The organism is Cricetibacter osteomyelitidis (assembly GCF_004340985.1).
Taxonomy (GTDB): Bacteria; Pseudomonadota; Gammaproteobacteria; order Enterobacterales; family Pasteurellaceae; genus Cricetibacter; species Cricetibacter osteomyelitidis.
The window spans coordinates 1-13639 of record NZ_SLYB01000020.1 but is presented as its reverse complement, the minus strand read 5'-3'; the positions used below and the strand labels follow the sequence as shown (position 1 = coordinate 13639).

At 41.2% G+C, this 13639-nt stretch carries 12 protein-coding genes; 5 read left to right on the top strand and 7 right to left on the bottom strand.

Going from position 1 to position 13639, the window contains the following annotated elements:
• Window positions 1–3: 3 nt before the first annotated feature.
• The 3 genes from malG to malE form a co-directional block, all read right to left on the bottom strand.
• The gene (malG, locus tag EDC44_RS09185) at window positions 4–894 is read right to left on the bottom strand and encodes a maltose ABC transporter permease MalG (protein ID WP_131977796.1); all 891 of its coding nucleotides are present in this window, start codon (window positions 892–894) and stop codon (window positions 4–6) included.
• A gap of 12 nt (window positions 895–906) precedes the next feature.
• Complete coding sequence (malF, locus tag EDC44_RS09180) at window positions 907–2454, bottom strand: maltose ABC transporter permease MalF (RefSeq protein ID WP_131977793.1); 1548 nt, start codon at window positions 2452–2454, stop codon at window positions 907–909.
• 93 nt (window positions 2455–2547) lie between these two features.
• Window positions 2548–3735, bottom strand: coding sequence for a maltose/maltodextrin ABC transporter substrate-binding protein MalE (gene malE, locus EDC44_RS09175; protein ID WP_131977790.1), 1188 nt, complete (start codon window positions 3733–3735; stop codon window positions 2548–2550).
• Window positions 3736–4115: 380 nt separating this feature from the next.
• Between malE and malK the strand changes: the two genes are divergently transcribed.
• From malK to malM, 3 genes are all read left to right on the top strand, one after another.
• On the top strand, window positions 4116–5234 hold the full coding sequence (gene malK, locus EDC44_RS09170) for a maltose/maltodextrin ABC transporter ATP-binding protein MalK (RefSeq protein ID WP_131977787.1): 1119 nt from the start codon (window positions 4116–4118) through the stop codon (window positions 5232–5234).
• A 120-nt stretch (window positions 5235–5354) separates the two neighbouring features.
• Entirely contained in the window at window positions 5355–6620 is a 1266-nt protein-coding gene (locus EDC44_RS09165; protein WP_131977784.1) for a maltoporin, read from the top strand.
• A 79-nt stretch (window positions 6621–6699) separates the two neighbouring features.
• Window positions 6700–7575 (top strand): maltose operon protein MalM, encoded by an 876-nt coding sequence (malM, locus tag EDC44_RS09160; protein WP_131977781.1) that lies wholly within the window; start codon window positions 6700–6702, stop codon window positions 7573–7575.
• Window positions 7576–7712: 137 nt separating this feature from the next.
• On the opposite strand, the gene folD is transcribed toward malM, so the two are convergent.
• The 4 genes from folD to serC form a co-directional block, all read right to left on the bottom strand.
• Window positions 7713–8570, bottom strand: a complete 858-nt coding sequence (gene folD / locus EDC44_RS09155) for a bifunctional methylenetetrahydrofolate dehydrogenase/methenyltetrahydrofolate cyclohydrolase FolD (RefSeq protein ID WP_131977778.1) — start codon at window positions 8568–8570, stop codon at window positions 7713–7715.
• A gap of 85 nt (window positions 8571–8655) precedes the next feature.
• Window positions 8656–9969 (bottom strand): 3-phosphoshikimate 1-carboxyvinyltransferase, encoded by a 1314-nt coding sequence (gene aroA / locus EDC44_RS09150; protein ID WP_131977775.1) that lies wholly within the window; start codon window positions 9967–9969, stop codon window positions 8656–8658.
• 74 nt (window positions 9970–10043) lie between these two features.
• Window positions 10044–11144 carry a histidinol-phosphate transaminase gene (gene hisC, locus EDC44_RS09145; RefSeq protein WP_131977772.1) on the bottom strand — a complete coding sequence of 367 codons (1101 nt, stop codon included), beginning with the start codon at window positions 11142–11144 and terminating at the stop codon, window positions 10044–10046.
• Window positions 11145–11189: 45 nt separating this feature from the next.
• A complete protein-coding gene (serC, locus tag EDC44_RS09140) occupies window positions 11190–12281 on the bottom strand; it encodes a 3-phosphoserine/phosphohydroxythreonine transaminase (RefSeq protein ID WP_131977769.1) in 1092 nt (363 codons plus the stop codon).
• Between the two features lie 199 nt (window positions 12282–12480).
• Here serC and EDC44_RS09135 point away from each other — a divergent pair, with 199 nt between their 5' ends.
• Together EDC44_RS09135 and EDC44_RS09130 are read left to right on the top strand one after the other, a co-directional pair.
• A complete protein-coding gene (locus EDC44_RS09135; protein WP_131977766.1) occupies window positions 12481–12822 on the top strand; it encodes a DUF496 family protein in 342 nt (113 codons plus the stop codon).
• A 51-nt stretch (window positions 12823–12873) separates the two neighbouring features.
• On the top strand, window positions 12874–13407 hold the full coding sequence (locus EDC44_RS09130) for an inorganic diphosphatase (protein WP_131977762.1): 534 nt from the start codon (window positions 12874–12876) through the stop codon (window positions 13405–13407).
• The last annotated feature ends 232 nt before the right edge of the window (window positions 13408–13639 follow it).

The window sequence follows — 13639 nt, the reverse complement described above, 5'->3', positions numbered from 1 at the left end:
TAATTATCCTTTTACTCCGCCGGCAGTTAAACCGCCAACCAGCCAACGTTGAGCGATTAAGAACACTAAGGTGATTGGAATTGCGGAGAGTACCGCAGCAGCGGCAAAATCGCCCCACAAATAGTTTTGTGCATATAAATATTGTTGCATTCCCACTGCCAGCGTGTAGCTTTCCACATCACGCAACAGTAGCGATGCCACAGGCACTTCGGTAATTGCAGCGATAAAGGACAGAATAAATACCACCGCTAAAATCGGCACGGAAAGCGGTAATAAAATTAAACGGAATGCTTGCCACGGTGTAGCACCGTCCAATGAGGCGGCTTCTTCCAATGAGCCGTCAATGGTTTCAAAATAGCCTTTAATGGTCCATACGTGTAAAGCGATACCGCCGAGATAAGCGAAGATTACACCGCCGTGCGTGTTTAACCCCAAGAACGGCACATATTGTCCGAGTCGATCAAACAAGGCGTATAAAGCGACCAATGAAAGCACGGCAGGGAACATTTGGAAAATCAGCATACTTTGCAAAATCGTTTTTTTACCTTTAAATTTCATACGGGCGAATGCGTAAGCACAAGTTGTGGAAAGTGTTACTATACCCACGGAAGTGATAAAGGCAATTTTTACCGAATTCCACAACCACAGCAATACAGGGAATGGGGGCGGAGTAACCGAACCGTCCCTATTGACTACATCAAAGCCGAGTGCCAGTTTCCAGTGTTCCCAAGAAATTTCTTTCGGAATAATATCACCGATTGCCAGATTGCCCGGACGTAGTGAAATACCGATCACCATCAACAGCGGAAACATAATCATCGCAACAAAGAGAATCAGAAACAAATGCGTGCCAAATAAGCGATAACGCATTGATTTCGGTTGAACCATAGCCATAAATTATTCTCCTTAATCTAATTTAAATTTTGTTGCTTTTAAGTTTAGCAATGCCAAGCCACCGACTAATAAGAAGATAATGGTGGCAATCGCAGCGGCTAAACCGAAGTCTTGCGTACCGCTGCCTTCAAAGGCGATACGGTAGGTATAGCTTACCAACAAATCAGTGTAGCCTGCCGGAGTAGTCGTGCCGATCATATCCGGGCGACCGTTGGTTAATAATTGGATCAATACGAAGTTATTAAAGTTAAAAGCGAAAGACGCAATCATCAATGGGGTCAACGGTTTTATTAACAACGGGAACGTAATTTTGCTGAAATTCTGCCAAGTAGAGGCACCATCCATTGCAGAAGCCTCATATAAATCCTGTGGAATCGCTTTGAGTAAGCCCATGCACAAAATCATCATATACGGATAACCCAACCAAGTATTCACGATTAAAATCATGCTTTTGGCTAAAAACGGATCGTTAAACCATTCGGGGCGAATGCCGAATAATTGATTTAAGATCATGTTGATTTCACCAAAACTTTGGTTGAATAAGCCTTTAAATACCAAAATGGAAATAAATGCAGGCACGGCATAAGGCAGAATCAGAAATAAACGGTAAATACCTTTGCCTTGTAATGGTTCCCATTGCACGATACAGGCTAAAATCATACCGAGAATAACGGTGAATACTACGGTTAAAACGGAGAATAGCACCGTCCAGATAAAAATTTGTACAAAAGGTTTTTGGATACCTTCATCAGTAAAGATTTTGATGAAATTGGCAAAACCGGTCGTAACCGTATAACCGGGTTCAAGCGTAGCAGAAAGCCAATTACCGTTTTCATCAATTTCTTGGAAAAAACCGATTTCACCATTGGCTCGATAGCGTTTACCGTTTTCGTTATTGACTAAAATTTGCGTATCACTGTCAAAACGGTAACGGGCTTTTTGTTCGGAAAACTGACGCAAAGAACTCATGGTTAATTCGTTGCCGCTTGGTAATATGATAGTCATTCCCTGAAGTGCGGTGCGATTTTGCGTAATTACGCGTAACGGAGCGGCTTCACCGCTTTGAGCATTCGGTTCGCCCTGAACGTTGATTTGTTTATCACTGAACTGAATATTATCAGAAATAAAGTTTTCATTCGTATTTTTGTTATGAACTTCTATTTTCCATTGATCGTTTTCTTGTGGGAATAGTTTAAAATCATATTTGTCGCCGGCAAAGTAGCGCTGTTCGCTCAATACGTTCAATGCACGTTCAAAGGCAAGTTGGTTAGTGCCGCTATAGTTGGTGAAGGCGATGGCAATAGTGGCAACTAACGGAAACAAAATAAAAATTGCCATGCCCATAATACCGGGATAGACGTAACGCCAGGCATAGACTTTTTGGTTTGAAAAAATATAAATACCGGATGTAATAATTACCAGTGTTAATATAGCGAACAAATATTCCCCTTGTGAATACATTAACACTACTAAATATAAATCAATCAACAATACCGCACCGATTGACAACCATTTTAGCCAAGCGGGGGATTGGGATTTTGTTTGAGCAGATTGTTGCATAGAAACACCTTGAAAATTTTTGAAAAACATACCGCACTTTTATGATGCGATTGAGGGTGCGACAGAAAAAACGCACCCGAATTTTATTATAACTTATTGTTTTTGAATGCGGGCACGGGCATCATCCAATGCTTCTTTCACGCCTTGGCGTTGATTTACCGCATTGGTAATAGCACTTTTCTCAGCATACCAGAATGCGGACATTTGCGGAATATTCGGCATGATTTCTCCGTGTTTTGCATTTTCCATCGTTGCGGCAATACGCGGATCTTTCGCTAATTCGGCTTGATAAGATTTCAATGCTACCGCACCTAATGGTTTATCGGCATTCACTTGTGCCAAACCTGCGTCAGTCAATAGATAGTTTTCAATAAACTCGGTTGCTAAATCTTTATTCGGGCTGGCAGAATTAATTCCTGCACTTAATACGCCAACAAACGGTTTAGACGGTTGACCGTTTAAGGTTGGTAATACGGCTACACCATAATTGATGTTGCTTTTTTCGATATTACCCCAAGACCACGGACCGTTAATTGTGAGGGCGGTTTCACCTTTGTTGAAGCTGGCTTCGGCAATGGCGTAGTCCATATCTGCATTGATTACTTTATTTTTCACCATATCCACAACGAATTGTAATGCATTGATTGAACCTTCGTTGTTTACGCCAATGTCATTGGCATCATATTTACCGTTTGAGTATTTGAAGGCATAACCGCCGTTAGAGGCAACAACCGGCCAAGTGAAATACGGTTCGGACAAATTCCACATAATAGCGTTTTTCTTCTCGGCTTTCAGTTTTTTGTCTAACTCAACAACTTCTTCCCAACTTTTCGGTGGTTCAGGTAATAAATCTTTATTATAGATTAAAGATAACGATTCGATAGCTACCGGATAGCCGATGAGTTTACCGTTATAAGTTTCCGCATCCCAGGCGAAATCTACAAATTTATCTTTAAATTCTTTGCTTGGTGTTAGTTCTGCCAATAAACCTGCTTGAGCATAGCCGCCGAAACGGTCGTGTGCCCAGAAGATCACATCCGGGCCGTCGCCGGTTGCTGCCATTTGAGCAAATTTTTCTTCTAATCTGTCCGGATGTTCTACTAATACGGATACGCCGGTATCTTTTTCAAATTTTTTACCTACTTCGGCAAGGCCGTTGTAACCTTTATCACCATTGATCCAAATGACTAATTTTCCTTCTTCCATTTTTGCCATAACGGAAGTGGATAAAACAAGCCCGGCTACTGCGGTTAATGTAAATTTAACTACTTTTTTCATAATAAGTTACTCCTAACTGAGAAATAAATGATCGTATATAAAGGCACTACAAGGTTTTTTACTATGACTAAGAATGGCGATAAACCTTTAAAAGTTCATCATCCCCCTTTCTCCACCCTAATGCAGTATATTGTGACAGAGATCACAAATTAACAGAAAATATGAAAAAAACACTAAAACTTTTATAATGAAATGTGAGTCAGATCACAAAAATAAATTGAACTAATAATTTTTCAGGTTGATTTATAAAAAAACAATAAATTTTTTCTAATCCCCAAAAAAAATTAATCGGGATGATTTATTTATTGTAAAAATTATCCACTATATGCCCATATTAAAAAATGGGTGTGAGTCACAAATTCATACATAGTAAGGAAATATTTATGTCAGATGTCGTATTAAAAAATGTTTGCAAGTCTTATGGTGATATTCACATATCCAAAGATATTAATTTAACTATTAAAGAAGGTGAATTTGTCGTATTTGTCGGTCCTTCCGGTTGCGGTAAATCCACATTATTGCGCATGATTGCCGGACTTGAAGATATTACTTCCGGTGATTTATATATCGGCGAACAACGCATGAATGATGTAGAACCTGCAAAACGCGGTATCGGAATGGTGTTCCAGTCTTATGCATTATACCCGCATATGGATGTTGCAGAAAATATGTCTTTCGGTTTGAAGTTGGCTGGCGTGGCGAAAGCGGAGCGTGATCATAAAGTAAATCAGGTGGCGGAAGTGTTGCAACTGGCTCATTTATTGGATCGCAAACCGAAAGCACTTTCTGGCGGCCAACGGCAGCGTGTAGCGATTGGTCGTACTTTAGTTTCTCAACCGGATGTATTTCTATTAGATGAACCGCTTTCTAACCTGGATGCGGCATTACGGGTGCAAATGCGGGTGGAAATTTCCAAACTGCATAAACGCTTAAAACGTACCATGATCTATGTGACACATGATCAAATTGAAGCAATGACTTTGGCCGATAAAATCGTGGTATTACGAGCCGGCGGAATTGCTCAAGTAGGTAAACCGTTGGAATTATATCATTATCCGCAAAACCGTTTCGTTGCCGGTTTTATCGGTTCGCCAAAAATGAATTTTCTCCCTGTACGCGTGACGGCAGTAGAAAAAGAACGAGTACAAATTGAGATGCCTGATGCGAATCATCATAACTTTTGGATTCCGGTTGAGGGGACGGGAGTAAAAGTAGGAGATAACTTGTCATTAGGTATTCGTCCGGAGCATTTGATTCCGTCTGATAAAGCTGAAGTAACTTTACGTGGGGTGGTGCAAGTTGTTGAGTTATTAGGTAATGAAACCCAAGTGCACTTAGAAATTCCGGAAATAAAACAACCGACCCTTATCTATCGTCAAAATGACATTATGTTAGTAGATGAAGGTCAAATCATTGATATCGGTATTGTTCCGGAACGCTGTCATTTGTTCCGTGAAGACGGCTCTGCATGTCGTCGTTTATACAAAGAAATCGGCGTGTAAGTCTGAGTAACCGAAAAAATGATAACGATTTAGTGTTTTATGTGATCTCAATATGCGTATAAACATTAAAAAATTAATAACTTTAACATTGCAATTATCAATTAAATTGAGAGGCCAATTATGAATAGTAGAAAAACACTGCTTGCATTAGCTATCACAGGTGCGCTTTTTGCATCTCAAGCATCCGCTGTTGATTTCCACGGTTACGCTCGTTCAGGTATTGGTTGGACATCCGGCGGCGGTGAACAAAAAGCACTCCAAGTAAACGGTGGCGGTTCTAAATATCGTTTAGGTAATGAAGCGGAAACCTACGCTGAATTAAAATTAGGACAAGAGCTTTATAAAGACGGCGATAAATCCATTTATTTAGACAGTAATTTGGCTTATTCCGTCAATCAGCAAGTAGACTGGGAAGCTACCAGTCCGGCATTACGTGAAATGAACGTACAGTTTAAAAACTTCTTGGATAGCTTACCGGGTGCAACATTGTGGGCCGGTAAACGTTTCTACCAACGTCATGATATTCATATGAACGACTTCTATTACTGGGATATTTCCGGTCCGGGTGCAGGGGTTGAAAACATTGATTTAGGCTTTGGTAAATTATCTTTTGCAGTAACTCGTAATACCGAATCCGGCGGTGCATACAGCTGGACATGTGATAATGCAACCAGAACTTGTACATCCAATAAAGACCGTGATGTTTACAATGATGTATTCGATATTCGTTTGGCGGATTTAAACGTTAATCCAAACGGCAAATTGGAACTTGGTTTTGATTATGGCCGTGCACGTACCGATAGCAATGCTTGGCTTGACCCGAATGCCTCTAAAGACGGTTTCATGATTACGGCTGAACATACTCAAGGTAATTTTTTTGGTGGTTTTAATAAATTTGTAGTGCAATATGCCACAGATTCCATGACATCATGGAATACCGGTCACTCACAAGGGGGCTCGATCAATAATAACGGTCATATGTTGCGTATTCTTAACCATGGTGCAATTAAATTAGGTGAAAAATGGGAAACCATGTATGCCTTAATTTATGAAAAAACCGATTTAGATAATAATCAAGGTAAAACTTGGTATTCTGCCGGTATCCGCCCGATGTATAAATGGAATAAAACCATGAGTACATTATTTGAAGTAGGTTATGATCGTATCAAAGCTCAAGCAACCGGTGAGAAAAACGATTTAGTGAAATTGACCCTTGCACAACAATGGCAGGCAGGTGATAGCATTTGGGCACGTCCGGCTATTCGTGTGTTCGGCACTTGGGGCCGCTGGAACGACTCTTTCAATATCGATCAACGCACCAATGCGGGCTATAAAGCGAAAGACAACGAATTTATCGTTGGTGTACAAATGGAAGCATGGTGGTAATCTGATTATCACTTAACATGTCAAGGTAGTGCGGGCAAGTTGTCCGCACTGTATTACCAATCTTTATTCTGAGGTTAATATGAAAAAATTTTTATTTTCCACCGCACTTTTGGCGTTCTGTGCTTTACCCATTTCTGCAAATCAGTCTGTTCATATTAATCCGCAGACCTTGTCTGCTGTTCAATGGCAAAATGTCGAACTTTCCAAAAATTTGAAAACGACGGTTTCCGCTCAACAAAATCAGGCATTCACCCGCGATTTTGCCGGTACGGAAAGTCCGATAGTTGCGTATCGCATTCCTGCTAATCAAGGCGCTTTAACCATTGAAATTGACAGCAATGTAATTGATGATCATGTATTTATTCCAAGTGCGGTTATTTTAGACAGTAATTTTAATGTTGCTGCCAGTTATCCTTCATCCGCTTTTAAATTTAAAGAAGAGCGAGGAATATTAGGTAACCGTTTCAGCACTGAATTAAATCTGACCCCGGTTAACGGACAGGATTACATTTATTTATTGATTTACACCACGGAGCAAGATTTAGGCAAGACCACAGTCGTTCCGCACCCGGCAAAAACCTATGCCAAAGCGATGGGGAATCAACCGCCGGCTATTGATGATATTAAAGTGCAACATACCCGTAACGGTGAAATTGTCGTAAATGTGCGTAATGATCAAGGCACAAGATTTATCGGTTTGGATGATATTCTTCCGACCAAGAAAGCGAAAACCACAACCGCAGTAGGTACAGCCGCCGCACCGATGGCCGCAAATAGCAGCAAAGCGGTTAATGTGCCGGTAGATAAAGATACTGAAGCTTATTTTAATCAGGCGGTAACAAAGGCATTAAAATCCGGTGATGTAAACAAAGCGATGAATTTAGTGAATGAAGCCGAAAAATTAGGACTAACTTCACCGCGTAAAATTTTCTTAAAACAAGTTTCCTCTAAGTGATTAAGTAGTTATTCTCTAGTCGTTTTTTCATTGTTTTACCACCGAGAAATCGGTGGTTTTTTCTTTTGGTTTTAGCGTTTAAGGCATATAAAAAAGTGCGGTAAATTTTGGCAATTTTTTACCGCACTTGCTTTATTTTAAACTACATTTTCATTACGTTCATAGGCAAACAGCGTATTGAACATCAGCATTGCCACGGTCATCGGACCTACACCGCCGGGAACCGGAGTGATAAACGCGGCATTTTGAGCAGCTGCTTCATAATCCACATCGCCGTAGAGTTTGCCGTCCACACGGTTGATGCCTACATCAATCACAATAGCACCCGGTTTCACCCATTCGCCCGAAATAAATTTCGCTTTACCCACTGCCACCACTAAAATATCCGCTTGACGAACGTGGTGTTCTAAGTCTTTGGTGAAACGGTGAGTGACGGTGACCGTGCTGCCCGCCAATAATAATTCCATTGCCATAGGACGACCGACGATATTGGAGGCTCCCACAATCACAGCATGTTTGCCGTGCAGATCTTCACCGGTGGTTTCCAGCAATTTCATAATGCCGTATGGGGTACAGGCTCGCAACACGGGAATACGCTGGCATAAACGGCCGACATTGTAAGGATGGAAACCGTCCACATCTTTATGCGGGGCGATACGCTCGATGACTTTGGTGCTATCGATATGTTTCGGCAACGGCAGTTGCACTAAAATACCGTCAATACTGTTATCAGCATTAAGTTCATCAATTAATGTCAATAATTCCGCTTCACTGGCGGTCTCCGGCAAGTCGTAAGATTTGGAATGAATACCGATCTCACCACAGCTTTTGCGTTTGCTTCCCACATACACTTGCGATGCCGGATCTGCGCCCACTAAAATTACCGCCAAACCTGGATTGCGTTTGCCTTGAGACACATATTTTTCGATCTTTTGTGAGACTTCGGACTTCACTTTTTTCGCTAATTCACTACCAGAAATCACTTGAGCGGACATAATTTTTTCCTTTTCTAAACGAATATAAAAACGGGGGTATTTTGACAGAAAAGTCAGAAAAAATAAAATACTTCCCATTGGATAATTAACGCACTCTCAGCGTTTCAAACTCATCAAAAAACGTTGGAAAGGTTTTTGCCGTGCATTTCGGATCTAAAATTGTCATAGGCGTATCGGAAAGAGCGACTAAAGCAAAACACATTGCTATTCGATGATCGTTATAGGTTTCGATTTCGGCGTGTTTGAAATCACTTAATGGCAGCGGTTGGATGCGGATAAAATCATCGCCTTCTTCCACGGTTGCCCCTACTTTCCGCAATTCCGTTGCCATTGCGGTTAGTCGGTCGGTTTCTTTCACTCGCCAGTTGTAGATATTGCGAATTATAGTTTCACCTTTGGCAAACAGTGCGGCGGTGGCAATGGTCATTGCCGCATCGGGAATGTGGTTCATATCCATATCGACACCCACCAAATCCCCTTGTTCTGCTTCGATAAAATCGTCGCCCCAAGTGATTTTTGCGCCCATTTTTTCCAACACATCTGCAAATAAACGGTCACCCTGCATACTGTTTTTGCCCACGCCGGTCACTCGCACTTTACCTTTTATAGCACCGGCGGCAAGGAAATAAGAAGCCGATGAGGCATCCCCTTCTACCAAGAATGTATTTGGCGATTGATATTGTTGATTGCCTTTCACCAAGAAGCGTTGATAATTTTGATTTTCTACGTTAACGCCGAAAATCCGCATCATATTCAAGGTGATATCGATATAAGGTTTAGACACCAAATTACCAAGAATAGTGATTTCCGTGTCCGCTTCTGCCATGGGTGTGGCCATCAAAAGTGCGGTTAAAAATTGTGATGAAACCGAACCGTCAATTTGCACTTTGCCTCCGGTCAGCCCGGTGTTGCGGATAGCCACGGGCGGATAACCGTCTTGCTCTAAATATTGCACATCCGCTCCCGCTTGGCGTAGCGCATCCACTAAATGTTTGATCGGGCGTTCTTTCATTCGCGGTTCGCCGGTAAGCACAATTTCATTTTGCCCTTTGTTATCCTTACCGGCTAAGCATAAAGCGGCTGTGAGCGGGCGCATTGCCGTACCGGCATTGCCTAAAAATAATGCCAAGCCGTCTTGCCAATGAAAGGCTTTTCCCAAGCCTTGCACTTCGCATACGGATTTATCATCAGACAGCTGATAGCTCACGCCTAATTGGCTTAAGGCGTTCAACATATGGCGTACATCGTCGCTATCTAATAAATTGGTGACTTTAGTAGTGCCTTTGGCTAAGGCGGCCAAAAGTAATGCACGGTTAGACAGGCTTTTTGAACCAGGTAGATTGATAGTGCCTTCTACTCGGGCGATAGGTTGCAGGGTGATTGAATTTAGTCGTTCCATTAATATTCTCTATGGGATTTTTGATAGAAAAACTGCGAGCAAGAAACCCGCAGTATTGTAATATATTTTGTTCCTTAATTTAAATTAAGCACTTTACAAAGTGCGGTGAAAAAACGGGAATTTTCTTCCGGTAAGCCGATACTCACACGCAAATGATTTGGCAAACCATAACCGGCGATTGGGCGAACGATTACGCCTTCACGCAACAAGGCATCATAAATCGGTGCAGCCGATTGTTTGAAGTTGATTGTAATAAAATTACCCTTGGACGGAATATATTCCAAGTTATGTTGCTCACAGAATTGTTCGTAACGTTCTAATTCTGCACGGTTATTTTCGGCAACTTGTGCGACGAATGTATCATCGTTAATCACTGCAACCGCAGCCGCTAATGCTAAGCTGTTGCAGTTAAACGGCTGGCGTACGCGGTTAAATAAATCGGCAATTTCCGGATTAGATACCGCATAACCGATACGCAGACCCGCTAAACCATAGGCTTTGGAAAGAGAACGGGATACCACTAAATTCGGATATTTTTGCAATAAACCGAAAGAATCGACCCGTTCGTTTTCTGCGGTAAATTCCGTGTAGGCTTCATCCAATGTCACGATGATATGTTCCGGCACTTGCGCTAGAAATTCGTCAATTTGCTGATGAGTTAAAAAATTGCCCGTCGGGTTATTCGGGTTGGCAATATAGATCAATTTAGTTTTGTCGGTGATAGCTTGCAAAAATCCGTTTAAATCGTGACCGTAATCCACCGCCGGAATCACTTTTGCCTTAGCATTGCGGGCTTGAGCCGCCAGTGGTGCAACGATAAAGGTATATTGCGAGAAAATCACTTCGTCTTTATCGCTCACAAAAGTTTGGAAAATTAATTCCAATAAGTCGTTTGAACCGTTGCCCAGCGTAATTTGGTCGGTTTGTAAGCCGAATTTTTCCGCTACCTCCTGTTTTAAGTTGAATCCGTTGGCATCGGGATAACGAGTTAGGTCATTAATGGCATTTTGTACGGCTTGTTTGGCGCTGTCCGGAAAACCGAAAGGATTTTCGTTGGAGGCGAGTTTGATAACATTGCTGATGCCGAGTTCCCGTTCGAGTTCTTCAATAGGTTTACCTGCTTGATAAGGTGAGAGTTTTTTCACGCCGTCATTGGCGATATCGATAAATTTCATATAGTTACCTTGATTAAACGCCCTCCCGTAAACGGGAGATGGTTATTAAGCATTTTCCGTTTCAAATTTTTGCATAAATTTGATTAATGCCTGCACGCCTTCGATTGACATTGCGTTATAAATTGACGCCCGCATACCGCCAAGCACTTTATGGCCTTTTAGTGCTTGCAAGCCTTCCGCTAAAGCTTCGGCGATGAATTTTTTATCTAATTCATCGTTGCCGGTCACAAAGGTTACATTCATTAAAGAGCGATTGTTTTTTGCCACTTTATTGGCATAAAGTTTACTTTGATCAATATAGTTATATAACAATTCTGCTTTTGCACGATTTTTGGCTTCTATCACGTCCAAACCGCCGTCCGCCAATAATTGTTTGAATACTAAAGAACATAAATACCAGGCAAAAGTCGGTGGTGTATTGATCATTGAATCCGCATTGGCTTGAGTTTCGTAATTCCAAATAGACGGTGTCGCTTTACGGGCTTTACCCAATAAATCTTCACGGATAATCACTAATGTAATCCCTGCCGGACCTAGGTTTTTCTGTGCTCCCGCATAGATTAAGCCGAATTTGCTGATATCGATTTGGCGGGACATAATATTGGAAGATAAATCTGCAACCAATACTGCATTGCCTACATTTGGAATATCAAAAATTTCCACACCGCTGATGGTTTCATTGGTGCAATAATGTACATAATCATATTGCTCGGCGATATCGCTGAAGTCCATGCGGTTCACCGCTAAATTACCTTCGGCATCGGTCTCTACAATATTAAGTTCATCGATTTCGCCGAAATTGCGGGCTTCTTTGGCTGCCGTAGCAGACCAATGTCCGCTGTTTAAGTATAACGCTTTGCCGTTTTCACTAAGCAAGTTCATCGGAATGGCGGCAAACTGACCGCGAGCACCACCTTGTAAGAATAAAATTTTGTAGTTATCCGGCACATTATAGAGTTTGCGTAAATCTATAATGGATTGTTCCGATAATTCAGTAAAAAGTTTACCGCGATGGCTGATTTCCATTACCGATGTGCCTTGCTCTTGCCAATTTAATAATTCCGTTTGTGCTTTTTCTAATACTGTAGGCAGAATCATTGCCGGTCCTGCACTGAAATTAAAGACTTGTTGTGTCATAATGAAATTTCCTAATGTGTGTTGCTTTTTTGAAACGAATGCCGATAGTTTTATCACTTGCAGGAAGAGTTCGCAACGGTTTTTCTTTCAATCTGTAAAATTTATTGATCTCTATCGCAAAAATGCACTGAATACTTTGACGAAATAACTAAAACAGGCTAAATTAAGAACATCTTTTTTACTTATAGAGAGTCAGCAAATGGAAACTGTAAATAAACAATCCTTTCAAGAAGTGTTGGATTATGTGCGTATGTATCGTTTAAAAAATAAACTCAAACGTGATATTGCGGATAACGACCGTAAAATTCGCGACAATCAAAAACGCGTGTTGTTACTTGATAACTTAGATCAATACATCACTGATGATATGACCATTGCAGATGTGCGAGCCATTATCGCTAATATGCGTGATGATTACGAAACCCGTGTGGATGATTATATGATCCGTAATGCGGAATGTTCTAAAGAGCGCCGCGAAATTTCCCGTAAGATGAAAGAGCAAAATCAGGCTCACGCGGAATTATTGAAAAAACAAAAGTAATTCGTGCTATACTGCACCCCTTTTTTAGCTCTAAATTAAAGGAAATTTATAATGGCAGATTTTAACCAAATCTTAACGCCGGGCGATGTTGATGCCGGCATTATCAATGTAGTAAATGAAATCCCGGAAGGCAGCTGCCACAAAATCGAGTGGAACCGTAAATTAGGTGCATTCCAACTTGATCGTGTAGAACCTGCAATTTTTGCGAAACCGACTAACTACGGTTTTATCCCGCAAACTTTAGACGAAGACGGCGATGAATTAGACGTGTTGTTAATCACCCGTCAACCGCTTGCCACCGGCGTGTTTTTGAAAGCAAAAGTCATCGGTGTAATGAAATTTGTGGACGACGGCGAAGTGGACGATAAAATCGTTTGCGTACCGGCAGACGATCGCGACAGCGGCAATGCCTACAACAGTCTTTCAGATTTACCGGCTCAATTAATCAAACAGATTGAGTTCCATTTCAACAACTACAAAGCACTGAAAAAACCGGGTTCTACCGTGGTTCAACACTGGGGCGATGTAGCGGAAGCAAAACAAGTTATCAAAGAATCTATTGAGCGTTGGAATAAACAGGCTTAATAAAATAATTTGTATAAAAAGTGACGAACGCTAAAATAAGTGTGCAAGAAAAAGTAAATGCCGTGAAAAGTGCGGTAATAACTAACTAAGTTTTGATATATAAAAATAACCCTGAATATGATAATATTCAGGGTTATTTCAGACTACTGACAAACCCACTCCCGCTTTGCTTTTCAAAGCAATTTGATAAAAGAGGGTTTATTTTTTAGTTTTTTCACCTTTCTCTTGATAT

What these genes read in the sequence shown, in the direction of transcription:
- malM (WP_131977781.1), top strand. Translation starts at nt 6,700, where the DNA reads ATGAAAAAATTTTTATTTTCCACCGCACTTTTGGCGTTCTGTGCTTTA.
- aroA (WP_131977775.1), bottom strand. Translation starts at nt 9,969, where the DNA reads ATGGAACGACTAAATTCAATCACCCTGCAACCTATCGCCCGAGTAGAA.
- EDC44_RS09135 (WP_131977766.1), top strand. Translation starts at nt 12,481, where the DNA reads ATGGAAACTGTAAATAAACAATCCTTTCAAGAAGTGTTGGATTATGTG.
- EDC44_RS09165 (WP_131977784.1), top strand. Translation starts at nt 5,355, where the DNA reads ATGAATAGTAGAAAAACACTGCTTGCATTAGCTATCACAGGTGCGCTT.
- malK (WP_131977787.1), top strand. Translation starts at nt 4,116, where the DNA reads ATGTCAGATGTCGTATTAAAAAATGTTTGCAAGTCTTATGGTGATATT.
- hisC (WP_131977772.1), bottom strand. Translation starts at nt 11,144, where the DNA reads ATGAAATTTATCGATATCGCCAATGACGGCGTGAAAAAACTCTCACCT.
- malF (WP_131977793.1), bottom strand. Translation starts at nt 2,454, where the DNA reads ATGCAACAATCTGCTCAAACAAAATCCCAATCCCCCGCTTGGCTAAAA.
- malG (WP_131977796.1), bottom strand. Translation starts at nt 894, where the DNA reads ATGGCTATGGTTCAACCGAAATCAATGCGTTATCGCTTATTTGGCACG.
- EDC44_RS09130 (WP_131977762.1), top strand. Translation starts at nt 12,874, where the DNA reads ATGGCAGATTTTAACCAAATCTTAACGCCGGGCGATGTTGATGCCGGC.
- folD (WP_131977778.1), bottom strand. Translation starts at nt 8,570, where the DNA reads ATGTCCGCTCAAGTGATTTCTGGTAGTGAATTAGCGAAAAAAGTGAAG.
- serC (WP_131977769.1), bottom strand. Translation starts at nt 12,281, where the DNA reads ATGACACAACAAGTCTTTAATTTCAGTGCAGGACCGGCAATGATTCTG.